Origin of the sequence: Candidatus Amarolinea dominans (genome assembly GCF_016704685.1) — a bacterium.
GTDB lineage: Bacteria > Chloroflexota > Anaerolineae > SSC4 > Amarolineaceae > Amarolinea > Amarolinea dominans.
In genome coordinates, this window is record NZ_JADIZS010000079.1 from 112,578 (window position 1) to 128,820 (window position 16,243).

At 65.4% G+C, this 16,243-nt stretch carries 10 protein-coding genes; 9 read left to right on the forward strand and 1 reads right to left on the reverse strand.

The features are described from left to right. The first annotated feature begins 157 nt into the window (after positions 1-157). Positions 158-3,109 (forward strand): AAA family ATPase, encoded by a 2,952-nt coding sequence (locus IPF85_RS26205; RefSeq protein WP_343410998.1) that lies wholly within the window; start codon positions 158-160, stop codon positions 3,107-3,109. A 30-nt stretch (positions 3,110-3,139) separates the two neighbouring features. On the opposite strand, the gene IPF85_RS26210 is transcribed toward IPF85_RS26205, so the two are convergent. Then, positions 3,140-5,566: a DNA internalization-related competence protein ComEC/Rec2 gene (locus tag IPF85_RS26210; protein WP_343410999.1), complete on the reverse strand. Its 2,427-nt coding sequence runs from the start codon at positions 5,564-5,566 to the stop codon at positions 3,140-3,142. A gap of 641 nt (positions 5,567-6,207) precedes the next feature. Here IPF85_RS26210 and IPF85_RS26215 point away from each other — a divergent pair. The 8 genes from IPF85_RS26215 (at position 6,208) to IPF85_RS26250 (ending at position 16,162) form a co-directional block, all read left to right on the forward strand. Continuing rightward, entirely contained in the window at positions 6,208-6,963 is a 756-nt protein-coding gene (locus IPF85_RS26215; RefSeq protein WP_343411000.1) for an acyltransferase, read from the forward strand. Positions 6,964-6,990: 27 nt separating this feature from the next. Then, entirely contained in the window at positions 6,991-8,214 is a 1,224-nt protein-coding gene (locus IPF85_RS26220) for a glycosyltransferase family 2 protein (protein ID WP_343411001.1), read from the forward strand. Positions 8,215-8,236: 22 nt separating this feature from the next. Further along, the gene (locus tag IPF85_RS26225; protein WP_343411002.1) at positions 8,237-9,961 is read left to right on the forward strand and encodes a radical SAM protein; all 1,725 of its coding nucleotides are present in this window, start codon (positions 8,237-8,239) and stop codon (positions 9,959-9,961) included. Between the two features lie 5 nt (positions 9,962-9,966). Then, positions 9,967-11,703: an O-antigen ligase family protein gene (locus IPF85_RS26230; protein ID WP_343411003.1), complete on the forward strand. Its 1,737-nt coding sequence runs from the start codon at positions 9,967-9,969 to the stop codon at positions 11,701-11,703. A 203-nt stretch (positions 11,704-11,906) separates the two neighbouring features. Further along, positions 11,907-13,133 carry a sialidase family protein gene (locus tag IPF85_RS26235; RefSeq protein ID WP_343411004.1) on the forward strand — a complete coding sequence of 409 codons (1,227 nt, stop codon included), beginning with the start codon at positions 11,907-11,909 and terminating at the stop codon, positions 13,131-13,133. Then, positions 13,108-13,338, forward strand: a complete 231-nt coding sequence (locus IPF85_RS26240; protein ID WP_343411005.1) for a hypothetical protein — start codon at positions 13,108-13,110, stop codon at positions 13,336-13,338. Before IPF85_RS26235 ends, IPF85_RS26240 begins: the two co-directional genes overlap by 26 nt. 16 nt (positions 13,339-13,354) lie before the next feature. After that, positions 13,355-14,266: an ABC transporter permease gene (locus tag IPF85_RS26245; protein ID WP_343411006.1), complete on the forward strand. Its 912-nt coding sequence runs from the start codon at positions 13,355-13,357 to the stop codon at positions 14,264-14,266. A 228-nt stretch (positions 14,267-14,494) separates the two neighbouring features. Beyond that, positions 14,495-16,162 (forward strand): calcium-binding protein, encoded by a 1,668-nt coding sequence (locus IPF85_RS26250; RefSeq protein ID WP_343411007.1) that lies wholly within the window; start codon positions 14,495-14,497, stop codon positions 16,160-16,162. Positions 16,163-16,243 lie beyond the last annotated feature (81 nt).

A 16,243-nucleotide genomic window follows, 5' to 3' on the forward strand; every position in this document is an offset into this window, starting at 1 on the left:
TACAATCGGAATCGAGGCTCTAGCCGGTCACGTGCGCAGCGCAACAAACCTGCAATCGGAATCGAGGCTTTAGCCGGTCACGTGCGCAGCGCAACAAACCGCCTAAAGGCTCGATTCCGGAGCGGCAGGACGCCGTTTCGAGCCGAGAGAAAAACCCATGACCCAACTCACCATCCGCCTCCTGGGCGCGCCGGGCATCGCACGCGACGGTGCGCCGGTTGCCGTAGACACACGCAAGGCGACCGCGCTGCTGGCTTATCTGGCGGTCAGCGGGCGCAGCCACGCGCGCGAAGCGTTGGCCGGTCTGCTTTGGCCCGAGTACGACGACGAGCACGCACGGGCGGCCCTGCGGCGCACGCTCTCCACGCTGCGCACCGCCCTGGGCGAAGAACACCTGGCTATTGATCGGGAGACGGTCGCCCTGATTCCCAGCGCGAACCTCTGGGTGGACGTGACTGAGTTCCGCGCGCGTCTGGCCGCCTGCGGGAAGCACGGCCACCCCGCGGCCGACACCTGCCCCGCGTGCCTGCCACTCCTGGTCGAAGCCGCGGCGCTCTACGGCGACGACTTCCTGGCCGGCTTCAGCCTGCGCGACAGCGCCGAGTTCGACGACTGGCAGTTCATGCAGGTCGAAACGCTGCGCGGGGAGCTGGCCGAGGTGCTGGAGCGGCTGGCGGCCGGCCAGAGCGCCGCGGGAGATTTGGCCGCCGCCCTGGCATCAGCCCGGCGCTGGCTGACGTTGGATCCCTTGCGCGAGGAAGCGCACCGCCAGGTCATGCGGCTCTATGCCTGGGCCGATCAGCGCAACGCGGCCCTCCATCAGTACCGCGAATGCGTTCGCATCCTGGAGCAGGAGTTGGGCGTTGCGCCGCTGGCTGAGACCACCGAACTGTACGAGGCAATCAAGGGCAACCGCCTATCGCCGCCAGACCTGACAGGTCTCGAAAGACCTGACAGGCCTCAACCCGCGCCCGCGGCAGACCTGACAGGTTTCGGAAAACCTGTCAGGTCTCTCCTCCCACTGGTGGGCCGCGGCGCCGAATTGACGGCGTTGGTGCATGTGTACGAGCGCCGTGCGACCAGCGGCGCCTTTGTGGCCGTCGCAGGGGAGGCGGGCATCGGCAAGACGCGGCTGGCGGAGGAATTTTTGGCCCGAGTCCGCGGCCAGGGCGCGATGATCGTCACGGTGCGCTGTTACGAGGGTGAAGCGGACGTGGCCTACGGCCCGGTGGCCGATGGCCTGCGCGGCGCGTTGGCCCAGTCAGGCTGCGCCGACCGGCTGGGCGCGCTCCCTGCTCACTGGCTGGCCGAAGCCGCCCGCCTGCTGCCCGAGTTGAGCGTACACCGCCCCGGCCTGCCGCCGCCGCCGCCGCTGGACGCGCCCGGCGGGCAGAGCCGCTTCTTCGAGGGGTTGCGGCAGGTGCTCAGCGCCATTTGCCAGGGTTCCGCGCCGAACGTGCTCTTCTTCGATGACATGCAGTGGGCGGATGCCGCCTCACTCGATCTGCTGGCCTACCTGGTGCGCCGGCTGGCCGGACAGCCGCTCTTCATCCTGGCCGCCTGGCGCAGCGACGAAGGCCCGACAGTCTCACGCCTGCGCGGCCTGGCCGCCGACGCGCAGCGCGCAGGCCTGGGCACGGTGTTCACACTCAAGCGCCTGGCGCTGGCCGATGTGCTCGATATGGTGCGCAGCCTGTCCACCGCCGGCGCCAACTTGCCGGATGGCATCGGCGGCCGGCTGTACCGCGAGACGGAGGGGCTGCCGCTCTTCCTGGCCGCTTACGCCGCTTACATGGAGGTTCTGGCGCAGGAGCATGAGGGGGGCGACGGTGGAGAGTGGCCCGTGCCCCGCGGCGTGGCCGATTTGCTGCGCGCGCGGCTGGATGCTGTGGGGGAGGCGACGCGGCAAGCGCTACAGACCGCGGCGGTGATTGGTCGCTCCTTCGACCTGGAGGCGCTGCTGGCGACCAGCGGCCGCAGCGACGAAGAGGTGATCTCAGCGCTGGAAGCGCTGGCGCAGCGCGGGATCATCCGCGAGATGGCCGAGGATGCCGGCGCGACCCCGCGCTACGACTTCACGCATGAGAAGCTGCGCGACCTGGCCTACACCGAGACGAGTTTCGCCCGCCGCCGGCTGCTGCACGGCCGCGCGGCCAGGGCGCTGGCGGAGCGGGCGCGGCTGCGGCACGACCTGGCCGCGCAGGCCGCGACGATCGGCAGGCATTTCCGGCTGGCCGGGCAGGACGCCGACGCCGCGGCCAGTTTCGCCCTGGCCGGCGATCACGCCCGCAGCCTGTATGCCAATGCTGAGGCGCTGGCTCACTACCAGGCTGCACTGGCCCTGGGCCACCCCGAGACGCGCCACCTGCACGAGGCGAGCGGCGATATGCACGTGCTCTTGGGGACCTACACCGCGGCGCTGGCGAGCTACGAGGCGGCCGCGGCGTTGTGTGATCCGGCCAGCGCGGCCCTGGCTGCGGTTGAATACAAACTGGGAAAGGTCCATGCCCGCCGCGGGGCGTGGCCGTCAGCCGAGGCACACTTCGCGGCTGCGTTGGACATGGCAGGCGGCGCGACCGGGCGCACTGCGACCGGCCGCATTCTGGCCGACTGGAGCCTGGCCGCCCACGCGCAGGGGCAGGCGGAGCGAGCATCGGCGCTGGCCCGCGACGCGCTGGCCGCGGCCGAATCGGCCGATGACCGTCGCGGCACGGCCCAGGCGCACAACATCCTGGGCATCCTGGCGCGCAGCCGGGGCGATCACGCCGCCGCGGCCGCGCACCTCGAACGCGGCCTGGCCGTCGCCGAGACCCTGCCCGACCCTAGCAGCCGCATCGCCGCGCTCAATAACCTGGCCCTGGCCTGCGCCGACAGCGGCGATCTGGCGCGGGCTACCGCCCTGGCCGAGCAGGCGCTGGCGCTGGGCATCGCCCTGGGCGACCGCCACCGCGAGGCTGCGCTGCGCAACAACCTGGCCGACCTGCTCCATGCAGCCGGACGCGGCGAAGAGGCGATGGCGCAGCTCAAGCAGGCCGTGGTGATTTTTGCCGAGATCGGTGTGGAGGCTGGCGACGCGCAGCCGGAGATCTGGAAACTGACGGAATGGTAGTGATCCCTGATCGTTCACGACTTGGCGAAGTCAGCGGGCGCTGACGATCCAGAATCGGCGCCCGTCGCTGCTCACTTCGATCGTGCCACTGAGGTCCGTGCGCAGCACCGGGATGCCCAGGTCACGATAGCGGGCCAGAATCTCCGGCTTGGGATGGCCGAAGGTGTTGTCTTTGCCAACCTCGATGACCGCCAACTGCGGGTGGACGACCTGCAACCAGTCCGCCGTGGATGACGTATTCGAGCCGTGGTGCGGCACCTTGAGGACGGTGGCTTGCAGCCAGGCCCCTTGCCGTTGCAGATCCTCCTCCATCACCGCCTCGATATCACCGGGCAGCAGCACAGAAAAACGGCCGTAGCGCAGGCGCAGCACCACGGAGTTGTTGTTGCTGTCGGCGCTGGTGCCGGTGACCCACTGGGCGCCGGGCGAAAGCACATCGAGCCAGACCCCATCGCCCAGGTGAATCTGGCCGCCCGCCTGGCCGCGCAACACCGGAATCCCGGTCATACCCAGGTTCGCCTGCCATTGCGCATATTCGGGCGTGTGGGCCTCCAGGCCGTTGACCACCACCTGCCCCACCTGGTAGCGGGTGATGATGGGCACCAGGCCGCCGAGGTGATCCAGGTCGTCGTGCGTGCTGACCACCAGGTCGAGGCGTCGCGCCCAGAACGGTAGGGCTTCGCCCAGCGCGGCGAAGAGGGCGCTGGGCGCAGGGCCGCCATCCACCAGGGCCGTATTGCCGCTGGGCGTTTCGATCAGGATGGCGTCACCCTGCCCGATGTCCAGAAAGGTGACGTGCAGGCGCCCATCAGGCATCTGCGTCAGGGCCAGGCCGGTAATCGCCAGCGCGCCGGTCAGCGCCAGCAGGGTCGTCTTGGCCGGTAGCTGTGTCGCCAGGGCGCGCAACCAGCCGGCGCGGCGTGCGCCCGCCTGCTGACTCCACCACAGCAGGCCGAAAATGAGCGCGTAGCTGGCCCACATCCAGGCCGCGCTGAAATGGGGCAGCTCCAGCGAGGCGCCGGGCAGCGCGCTGGTCCAACGGACCACCGCGATGGTGTAGCTGAGGCAGAGCCAGGGCACCAGCGCCAGCAGGCGAGCCAGCGGCAGCAGGGGCGAGATCAAGCCGAGCAGCAGCGCGCCGCCGCCCCACAGCATGATCGGCGGCTGCGCGGGCAGAATCAACATATTGGTCAGCAGGGAGATGACCGGCAGGCGGTGAAAGGTGTAAACGATCAGCGGCAGGGTGGTGACATTGGCGGCCAGCGTGACCAGCAGCGCGTCGTTGAGCAGGCCTATCGCCTGGCGTGCTCGTGTGGAGGGCAGGATGCGCAGGAGAAAGCGCTCGGCGCTCTCCTGCAGCGGCGTGGAAAAGAGGATCAGCCCCAGGGTGGCCAGGCTGCTCAGTTGCAGGCCGACATTCCACAGGTCGAGCGGGTTGATGAGCGTCATCACGAACACCGCGACAGCCAATGAGGTGAGGGCTTCGCTCTGGCGCCCCAGGTAGAGCGCCATCACCGCCAGCGCGCCCATGAGACCGGCGCGCACCACCGCGGGATCGGCGCCGACCAGGAGGACATAGACCGTCAGGCCGCTCAGCACCAGCCACACGGCGCGGCGCTTCCCGAACAGACGCGTGGCGGCCGAGGCCAGCATGGCGACGACCAGGCTGATGTTGGAGCCGGAGATAACGATGATGTGCGAGGTGCCAGTCAGGTTGAAGCGTTCGTAGAGGTCCCTGGGAATCTCACGATCAATGCCCAGCAAGATGCCCTGCGCCAGCCCCGCGGCCGGCGCAGGCATCAGTTGCGTGATGATCTCCGCACTGCGGCCCCGCACGGCGTAGAGTGCCGCCCACACCCGGCTGCCCTGCCCGGCGGCCAGACGTTCGAGGCGCGCCTGGCGCAGCAGAGCATAGACTCCTTTGCGGGCCAGGTAGGCCTGGTAGTCGAAATCGTCGAGTTGGGGCGGTGTTTGCAGCTTGCCGCTGATGCGCACCTGGTCGCCATAGGCAAAGAGGGGATAGCGCGGGCCTTGCACCAATACCAGGCCATGAACCTGGTGTTCTTCCTCGCCCACCAGCAGGCTCTGCGCACGCACGCGGTACTGTGTCTGGCGGTCGCGGGGATCAGGATCGTCGTCAATGACCCCTGTGAGCGTGACCGTGGCTGGCTGTTCGTCGCTGCCATTGTAGGTGGCTACATCGGTCGGCCCCAGGCAGGGCGTCAGGGGAGTTGCCTGGTAGCGTGTCAGGCCCAGTAGGATCATCACCCCCAGGGCCGCGGCCAGCCTGAGTGTAGGAAGGCGGCCGGCGCGCGCGCTGATGATGACACCCAATCCGGCGGCCGCCGGCCAGATCCAAAGCGGTGTGCCACAAGCGATGAGGTGATGCTGCCAGAGCCAGTCGCCCAGGGCAATGCCGACCAGCCAGGCGAGAGTGAGATGAACCAGGCGTATCATCATTGCCTCCCGCAAGTGAGGAGTGCGCGTGCGCGTTTGGCGGGTACCAACGAATCAAATCCGGGCGATTTCGCGGCAGCAGCGCCCAAAGAAAAAACGATCTGATGATTTGCGTTTGCTCTGTTGATATGCTACACTGGCAAACGTGAGGGTAGAATCCCGCCGTCGAGGCCCGCAAGGCTCTCCGGAAGGTCTCTCCCGGAAGGTCAAAAAGGTCAAATATCGGAATGGCATAACGCGTGATGGGTGTTGCACAGGCATGGCAAAGAAGCCGGCTTGGCCCTGACCATCCCAAATCACTCCCGCTACACCCAGTCGAACCTCGGTTGTCATCACCGCTCCCAGGAAAACGTCAGCGATCACGGTGCGCCGCTACGCTGATTGTTGGTTGCATGAGAGCCTGATTCGCAGTGCCAGGCTCGTCCAAGCCACCCTTTACCCGTGCCATTCGATCTTGATTGTTCTTGTGTGACGTGAAACCGCGCGTCTGTCGTAGCCTTTGCTCCAACGCGTCGCATGGCTGTGTGCCCAGGTCGCTGCCCAGGTGGGCGGCGACCTGGCGGCGCATGGGACGGCGTTCTTGCACAAAATCGCCGCCTCTGCGCCTGAGGTCAGGCGACGCCCAGGAATTTTTTGTAACCATGACCAAATCGGCGCCTGGCGGCGTGACCGCCGGCCTACTGCTCTATATCTCACGCCAGGCCAGTAATGCCTGGCGTTATGTTGTCGAACAAACGCTGTTTGCGCTGCTCGGCTGGGCGCCGACCGTGGTCGGAATCGGCCTGCGCGGCCTGGCTTACCGCTTGATCCTGCACATGGATGGTCTGGCGGCCATCGAGAGCCAGGTGCGCCTGCGCTTCGCGGATCAGATCCACCTGGGGCGCGGGGTCTATCTCGATCAGGGTGTTTATCTGCACGCCTGCCCCGCCGGCATTCGCATCGGCGACAACACTTTCATCATGCACGGCGCGGTGCTGCACGTGTACAACTTCCGCCAGTTACCGCATGCCTTCATTCATATCGGGCGCGACAGCCTGATCGGCGAGATGAATGTGCTGCGCGGCCAGGGCGGCATCACCATCGGCGACCGTGTCTACACCGCGCCCCTCGTGCAGATTCTGGCCGTCAATCATGTCTTCAACGACCCGACGCGACCGCTGATCGAACAGGGGATCACGGCCGAGGGAATCGTCATCGAAGATGATGTCTGGATCGGCGCCGGCGCCATTGTCACCGACGGCGTGCGCATTGGCAAAGGGGCGGTGGTGGCGGCCGGCGCGGTGGTCACCAGCGATGTACCTCCCCACACGGTGGCAGGCGGTGTGCCGGCCCGCATCCTGACCGACCTGGAAACCGCCAACCTGCCGCTGCCGAAGGGGCCGATCTATCATGTGTAAAGTCTTTGCCCAGGGATTCTGACCTTCATGACCACGCTTTCCATCGTGATTCCCGCCTTCAACGAAGAAAACGCCATTCAGGCCGTGATGCAGCGCGTCTTGGACGCACGCCCGGCCCTGGCCGCCGCCGGCGTACCCCAGGTGGAACTGATTGTCGTGGATGACGGCTCGGCCGATCGCACGGCCGCGTTGGTTGAGGCCACCCCTGGCGCGCGCCTGATTCGCCATGCGCATAACGGCGGCTACGGCGCCGCGTTGAAGACCGGTTTTGCCGCGGCCAGCGGTGAATGGATCGGCTTTCTGGATGCCGACGGCACCTACCCGCCGGAGCATTTTCCCCAGCTCTACCGCGCAGCCCTGGCGCAACAGGCCGATATCGTCATCGCCTCGCGCATGGCGGGCGCGGCCAGCGAGATGCCGGCGGTGCGCCGGCTGGGCAACATCCTCTTCGCCCAACTGGTCAGCCTGGTCAGCGGCCAGCGCATCAGCGACTCGGCCAGCGGCATGCGCCTGTTCAAGAAGTCCATCCTGGCTCAAATCTATCCCCTGCCCGACGGCCTCAACCTCACGCCGGTGATGAGCACGCGCGCGCTGCACGAGCACCTGCGCATGGTCGAAGTGCCGATCCCCTACGCCGAACGGGTGGGGCGGTCGAAGCTGAACGTGGCGCGCGACGGCGCACGCTTCGCCCAGTCCATCGTCTGGACCGCGCTGACCTACAACCCGGTGCGCCTCCTCGGGCTGATCAGCCTGGCCGCGCTGAGCGTGACGGGACTGGTGGGCGCGGCGATGCTGGTGCAGCGCACTCAAGGCGTCACCGAACTGAGCGCCTGGGGGGTGTTCGGTCTCTTCTCGGCCCTGGTGTTGGCCGTGGCCGGCGTCAGCCTTTTCGCGCTGGGCGCCATGTTCAATTACCTGGTGGCAATTTTTTACGAGCGCCCCATTCGCCAGGGGCTGTTTGGCCGGCCGCTCTTCAACCCGCCGCTAGACCGCCAGTTCTGGTGGATCGGGCTGCTGGGGCTGGGCGCCGGCCTGGCGCTGGGGCTGGCCAGCCTTTTCCTCAGCCTCGATGGCTGGCCGCTGGCACGGCTGTGGTTCTGGCAGCTCCTCGCGGCCCTGAGTACGCTGGTGGGCCTGCAACTGGTCATCAGTTGGTTCATCATGCGCGCCCTGGAGGAACTGAGCCAACGCAAGGCGCGGGTCGCCAGTGACCTGGAAGGGCATCCGACGCTGGATGCGCCGGTAAAATGAAAATGATGCAAAGGAAATACCCATGGCTGATAACTTGACAGAAGTATCTCCTGACTTACGCGCCAACCTGGGCAGGCATCGCGTGCCGCCGGTGTCCATGTCTCAATTTCCTGACGCGGGCGCGGCCGTGCAGACGCTCACCTCATCCACGCGGCCGTCCGGCAGCGTGGATGTCTTGCTGGTCAACCCACCCTCGCCCGATGGCGGCATCTGGATTCGCAGTCAACACCGGGTGGGCCGCCGCAGCCGCGAGAACATGATCTGGCCCCAGGTCAGCCTGGCGCAGTTGGCGGCCATCCTGGCGCCGGAATACACGGTCAAGGTGGTAGACTGCATCGCCACGCGCATGAGCTGGCCGGAGTTCGAAAAACTGCTGGACGAGATTCGCCCGCGCTATTACGTGACCCAGGTCACCGCGCCCACCCTGCGCAACGACATGTACGGCGTTTTCCTGGCGAAATCGGTCGGCGCGCAGACAATGGCCTTCGGCACACATGTGACGCCGATGACCCTGGAGACGATGCGACCGTTTCCCGCGCTCGATTACGTGCTGCGCGGCGAGCCGGAGATGACGCTGCGCGAACTGCTCGATCGGCAGGAGGAAAGGACACCCAGCAACCCCGCTGTGGCCAAGATGCTGGCCGCCACCAGTGGACTGGCGGCGATGGCCGGACAGCGCCTGGGCCGCGTGCGCATCCAGGAGCCAGGCGGGGCTGAGGCGGTCGCGCCGATCACCCTGGCCCTCAGCGCCGATCCGCCGCCCGCGTCCGATTCGCCGCTGGCGACCGTGCGCGGTCTGGCCTGGCGCAAGGACACCGAGATCATCATCAACCCGGATCGGCCCTTCATCCCCAGCCTGGATGACCTGCCCATGCCGTTGCATGAGCTGCTGCCGCTCGATCGGCAGCGCATGCCGATGATCAAGGGGCCGTTTACCTTCATCGTCACCAGCCGCGGCTGCCCGGCCGGCTGCAAATACTGCATCAAACATGTCAGCTACCAGAACAGCGTGCGCCTGCGTGCGCCGGAGAAAATCCTGGAGGAGCTGCAGTACCTGGCAACGTTGGGCATTCACAACGTTCACATGTACGCGGATCTGTTCACCGTCAACCGGGAGCAGGTGGTGAGGCTGTGTCAGTTGATCATCGAGACGGGCCTCAAGGTGCGCTGGACGTGCAACAGCCGCGTGGATTACGTGGACGAGGAGATGCTGCGCCTGATGGGGCGCGCCGGTTGTTGGTACATCTCCTGGGGCATCGAGAGCGCCAACGAGCAGATTCTGAAGCGGGCGCGCAAGGGCTATCGCAAGGAACAGGCCTTCAAGGCGCTGACCTGGTCGAAGGCGGCGGGCATCAACAACTGGGGCTATTTCATCATCGGCCTGCCCGGCGAAACCGAGACGACGATTCAGGAAACGATCACTTACGCCAAAGAACTGCCGCTGGACATCGCCCTCTTTCACATTGCGGCGCCCTACCCTGGCACCCCTTTCTTCTACGAGGTGGTGGAGAACAACTGGTTCCGCGCCGGCACCAAGTGGGAAGAGGTGGACATGGATCAATCCACGGTGCTCGACTACCCCACGCTGCCGGCTGAACGGTTGGAATACTGGCAGAAGCGGGCGACGCGCGAATGGTCGCTGCGCCCCGCCCCCATCCTGACCTTCGTGCGGGGCCTGAACACCTGGGAAGGCTTCAAGAGCGCGGTCAGCGTGGGCTGGCAAACGCTCAAGTTCGTGCGCAGTTAGGCCGCGTGGCGCTCGTTAATCTGGCGGCCAGCGGCCTGGCCGGGGTGCTCTGGTACCTCTGGCCGCAGCTTGGCCCCTGGCCGCTCCTGCTGGTCCTGGCGGGCCAGGCGTCACGGGTTCTCAGCAGCGGGCAGTGGCTGCCCCGCACCCGGTTCGATGCGCCGCTGCTGCTCTTCTTTGTCACCGCGCTGCTGGCCGCGACCCTGGCCTACAATCCAACCCTGGCCTGGGCCAAGTTCTGGGTCATCGTGGCCGGCCTGGCGCTCTACGCCGCGCTGGCGACCACGCCCGAAGAGGTCACGCTGCCGCGGGTGGGCGTCATCGCCCCGCGGCGCCTGCTGGTGGGCAGCCTTGCCAGCCTGGTCGCCCTCTATTTCCTGCTGACCAACGACTGGCTGCGCTGGCAGGGCAAGCTGTCGGGCCTCGACCCGCTGCTGTCCTGGCTTGCCGCCTGGCAGCCGGCCCTGCCCGGTCATCGCTTGCATCCGAACGTGGCCGGCGGCCTGATCGCGGCGCTGCTGCCCTTGCAGGCGGTCGCGCTGCCGCGCAACCGGGCGCGGCTGTCCCTGCTGGCGATTTCCAGTGCTGGCCTGCTGCTCACCCTGTCACGCGGCGCGTGGATGGCCCTGCTGATCTCCGTGGGCGTCTGGTGGGGATGGCAGCATGGCCGCCGCTGGTTGGCCCGCCGCGCCGCTGATCGGTCCACCCGCACCTGGCTGCTGGCCGGGCTGAGCATGATCCTGCTGGCGCTGCTGCTGATGGGCGCCGGCCGCGGTTGGTATCCCCTGCCCGCGGCGGTCAGCGGCCGCCTGCTGATCTGGCGCCACAGCCTTGACCTGATCGGCGATTACGCCTTCACCGGCCTGGGGCTGGACAATTTCGAGATGGCCTACTCCAGCTACGTCATGCTGCTGCACGTGGGCTACCAGGTTCACAGCCACAACATCTTGCTCAACGTGTGGCTGGAGCAGGGGCTGCTGGGGCTGGCGGCCTTCGCCTGGCTTGTGCTGGCCCTCCTGCGCCGGCCGGCCGCGCCATCCTTTTGGCGTGCAGCCGCGCTGATCGCGGTGGGCGTCATTCTCCTGCACGGTCAGGTGGACGATGCCTTCTACGGCAGCCGCGGGGTACTCATCCTGTTCCTACCGTGGGCGCTGGTGGCTTCGCCGGCGCGCGGCGCGGCCGCACCCGCTCGCGCCAGCGCAGGCTGGGCCGCGGCGCGGCCGTTCGTGTGGGCTGCGGTCGGTCTGCTGGCGGGCGTGATCCTGCTGCTGCCAGGCACGCGTGCCCGTTTCCAGGCCAACCTGGGCGCGCTGCGCCAGACACAGGCCGAATTGGCCGTCTACACCTGGCCGCAATGGCCGCTGCAGGACGAACTGCGGCGCAGCGGCGCGATCAACCTGGCGCCGGCCCTGGCCCACTTCGAGGCCGCCCTGGCGCTCGACGCGACCAATGCCACGGCCAATCGGCGTCTTGGACAAATCGAACTTTCTCTGGGACAATATGAAGCGGCGCGACGTCACCTGGAGGCCGCCTACGCCTCTGCTCCTGGTCAGCGCGCCACAGTCCAACTGCTGGGCGAGAGCTATGCCATTGACAGCCAGCTTGACCGCGCCGCGGGCCTGTGGCGAACGGTGGATCTGAGCCAGGGCCAGATTGCTCTGCGCACCTGGTGGTATGATCACATCGAAGAGACAGGACGTGCGGCGCTGCTTGGACAAGCGGCGAACCAAAGTAGGAGATAGGAAGTAGGAGATAGGAAGTAGGAGATAGGAAGTAGGAGATAGGAAGTAGGAGATAGGAAGTAGGAGATAGGAAGTAGGAGTAGGAAGTAGGAAGTAGGAAGTAGGAGTGAGGAAGTAGGAAGTAGGAGTGAGGAAGTAGGAGTGAGGAGTGAATGGCAGGAGAGAGAGGGCGTGGGGCTGATTCGTTGGAACGAGGCAGGCGCGTGAAATGCGTGAAATTGAGATGGCAGGGACGTTGGGGGCTGGCGCTGGTGGTTGTAGTGACCGCGGTGGCGCTGATCTGGCAGAGCAGCCGGCCCGCGGCCGCGCAAGGCGGCGCCTGGTCACAGCCCAGGCTGGTCTTCGAGACCGACGGGACGATCAACTACCCCACGGTGGTGACTGACGCGTTCGGACAGGTGCATGCCTTCTGGGTTGTGCTGCCCAATGAGGTTGATCCCGGTCCGAATCAACTCTATTACACGCGGCTCGATCGCCCGGACTGGAAGCCGGTTGATATTTTCGTCTCCAATGAGTCGTTTACCGAACTGGCGGGCATCGCCAACACGCAGCGCATCGCGCTGTTCTGGCATGGCGACACCTACACGTGGGCAGGCGTCTCGCCCTCAGCTTCGGCGCAGGACTGGCAGCCCCCGACCGCCCTGCACGATGCGCTGCCCGGCGCTGGGCTGGCGCTTGCGCCCGATGGCGCCGTGTGGATGGCCTACGCGGTACCGAGCATCCAGGCCATGTATGTGCGCCGTCTCGACCCGGCCAGCGCGCAGTGGGAAGATCCGCACTGGGTGGCGAATGTCACGCGTGTGCAGCGCGTCCCCAACGCGGTGCGCGTGGCCGTGGGGGCCGACAACAGCCTGCACGTGGTGTGGGCAGAGTATCAGGCGCCGGACGGGTGGCCGCCGCTGGGCCTGTATTACACCAACTCCACCGACCAGGGCCTGACCTGGCTCCCACCGCAGCAGGCAGCCGACACCGGTTTCAACCAACCGAACGTGGCGACCGGCCCCAATGCTCAGGTCTACCTGACCTGGGTCGGCATGGTGGGCGTCGGCGGCAAATACTTCCAGGAATCTGGCGACGCCGGGCGCACCTGGGGACGGGTGGAGCAGATCTCCCTCTCGGAGACGCTGGGCGGTTCTCGAAGGCGCGCCGCATATCCTGGTGGACGCGGTCGGAGACTTGCACGTTGTGTATGCGCAGAGCAAGTGCGTCTGGTATACGTCACGTCAGGGCGGAAGCTGGACCTGGCCCCTCTGCATTTCGGCCAATGTCCCTGGCGAGATCTCGAATATCGAGTCGCCGAGCATGGCCCTGGGATTGGGCAACCAGTTGCACGTGCTGTTCTGGTTCAACAAGAAGCAGCTCTGGTATACCAGCCGCACCCTGACCATCGAGGGCCAGGCGCCGTTGCCGATCCCCACACCCACTGCTGACCCCGCGCGGTTGGCCCCCACGCCGACGCGGTCGCCAACCGCGACGCCGACCGTGATTCCGGTGTACGAGTTCGACCGTCGCGCGCCGCCGCCGCCCAAGGGCTGGCAGCAGTCCGGGGCGACCGGACTGGTGTTTGGCATGGTACCGGTCCTGATTCTCCTGGTCGCGATGGTTCAGGTGCAACGGATGCGCCGCCGTCACTAGAGTGAAAAAGAACGACATGAGTGAATTTACCGAATCCACGTTGCCGCCGCAGGCAACGAAAAAAACAACGCCTGGCCTGGCCGGCAAGAACCAGAAAACCGCGGCCGCGGTACCGACGGTGATCATCGAGCCGGTGCGCGGCTGGAGCCGCCTGGAGCTTGGGCAGATCTGGGAATACCGTGACCTGCTGATGGCCTTCTTCTGGCGTGAGGTGCAAGGCCGCTACCGCCAGATGGCGTTCGGCCCGCTGTGGATCATCCTGCAGCCGGTTATCAACATGGTGGTGATGAGCTTTGTCTTTGGTCGCCTGGCCAGGCTGCCATCTGAAGGCATTCCCTACCCGCTGTTCGTCTACAGTGCGCTGTTGCCCTGGCAGTTTTTTGCCAACAGCGCGCGTAACTCATCCCAGAGCCTGCTCACGCAGCGTGCCATTATCGCCAAGATCTACTTTCCGCGCCTGTTGGTTCCATTGGCGACCGTCATGGCGGCCCTGGTGGATTACCTGGCCGCTTTGCTCGTCCTGATCGGCCTGTTGATCTATTATCATGTGACCATCACCTGGGCCGTGCTCACCCTTCCCCTATTCTTGCTCCTGGCAGCCGCGGTCGGCCTGGCTGTGGGCTTTTGGTTGGCCGGCCTGGCCATCAAGTTCCATGATGTGACCATTGGCCTCGGTTTTGCCATCACCATCTGGCAGTACCTGACGCCGGTGGCCTACTCCGCGAGCTTGATCCCCGAAAATTGGCAATTGATCTACCAACTCAACCCGATGGCCATGGTCATTCAAGGTTCGCGTTGGGCGCTGCTCGGCGCTGAGTGGCAACCAACCTGGCTCAATGGCCTGGTGGTGTTGGCGGTGCTTATTTTGCTCGTGGCCGGCGCCTTCTACTTCCGCCGCGTCGAGCAGAATATCGTAGATTCGATTTGAGTGTTGGTTGACATGCGGGTGACTGTGTGATACACTTTCTACTCAAGTAGTCCTCCACACCCACATGAGCCACGTTCACCAAGGAGGTATGTCTATTGACAAGAATCCTGACACTTACCGATTTTTGTTCCCCGTTCCCGTGCGTTTGATCCCTTTCTCCCCCTCATCAGTGATTGAGTCAACTTCGATGTGGCTCAAGCCGTTTCTTGTGTCTGCAGGAGAAAACAAATGAACTGGTTTACGCATTTACCCGCTGTCTTTCGTCAGCGTCGCGCGCGCTCGGTTGCCACATTGTTGGTCATTGTCTTGATCGTCACCACCGCGTGGGTTGCTGCACAGCCATCCTCGGATGCTCTCGCGGGTGGTAGTTTTATCGCCAATGGGAACACTGTCACCCTCAACTTCGGCAAGGCCGCCCCCAATGCGACCGTGACTTTCTTCCAGTCCGCCGATCGTCGGGCCGATGCCCGCGATGTGGTCCTGGGTACGGCGGTGATGGCCAATGCCGCAACCCCGCAGAGCTTCGTTCTCGGCACGGACCTGAACCTGCCGAACGATGCCGGCGACGCGGCCGACGCTGAGTATGATTACTACATTCTGGCTAAGTCATCTGCAGGCACATTGGCCCTGGTTGGCTTGTACCAGTACAACGGCGGCTCCATCTTCGTGCATGGCAGCAGCGGCGCGGATGTGGTGACTGCACGGGACAGCGGCGACGCCGTGGTGATGACCTTCGACGGCGCCCTCCACAGCTATGCTTCGTCGAGTTTCAAGGGCTTCGCCATTCGCACCCATGACGGTAACGACCGCATTGACCTGTCGGGCGTGGTGGGGCATCGCGGCCCTACGGATGCCTGGGCTGAGGCCACCCTGCGCGGCCTGAATGATACGCGCATCAACGCAATGTTGGATGCCAAGGATTCACCGATGTCCATTGGCCAGGCCCTGGTGGAGCGTGCCTACGCCATCAATGGCGAATTGGCAGACACCATCGCCGAGACCATCGGTGTGGACAACTACAAGGCCCTGGAATATGTAGACTGCTCTCTGTTCGCCAACGGGGGCGCGCAGAACGGTGGCCCCGGAAACGACATCTTGACTGGCACCGCCGATAACGACAGACTGTTTGGCAACGGCGGCGATGACACCCTGTCCGGCCTCGGCGGCTGTGACAAACTCAACGGCGGCGCCAACAATGACAGCCTCGATGGCGGCGCCGACAAAGACTGGGCCATGTACAACGATTCACCGACCCGCGTCGTGGTTGACCTCACCGGTGCGTTGGCAACCACGGACGGCTGGGGCGGTACGGACACCATCGTTCTCGCCACTCTGGAGAACGTCTGGGGTTCGGCCTTCAACGACCGTATCATCGGCGACACCGCAGACAACCGTCTGCTGGGCGATGCCGGCAACGACACGATCCTCGGCAACGTCGGCGATGGTTGGATCGAGGGCGGCTTCGGCAACGACAACCTGCGCGGCAACGACGGCAACGACCTGATCGAGGCCGGCGATGGCGATGACATCATTCAGGGTCAGAACGACAACGACACCATCACCGGCGGCTATGGCAACGACAATATGATCGGCGGTGCTGGCTATGATGACATGATGGGCGGCGTCGGCGCTGACTTCATGAACGGTCACTTCAACGATGACATCATGAGCGGCGGCTACGGCGACGACGTCATGTGGGGCCAGGCTGGGACCGATCGCCTCGATGGCAATGAGGACAATGACACCCTCTACGGAGCGGATGATACCTGCACTGATGATCTCGCCATTGACCGCCTGCACGGCAACGTCGGTACGGATACGGCCTATGCCGCGGTCGCCAGCGCCTTCCCCGACGATGTGCTGACCAGCGTCGAAACGACCATTCCTTGCCCCTGAGCACCTCATCCTGACACCCGGTTTCTCCCAGAAACCGGACGCCTAACGCATCAACCTATCAGAAACCCGGTTTCTCCCAGA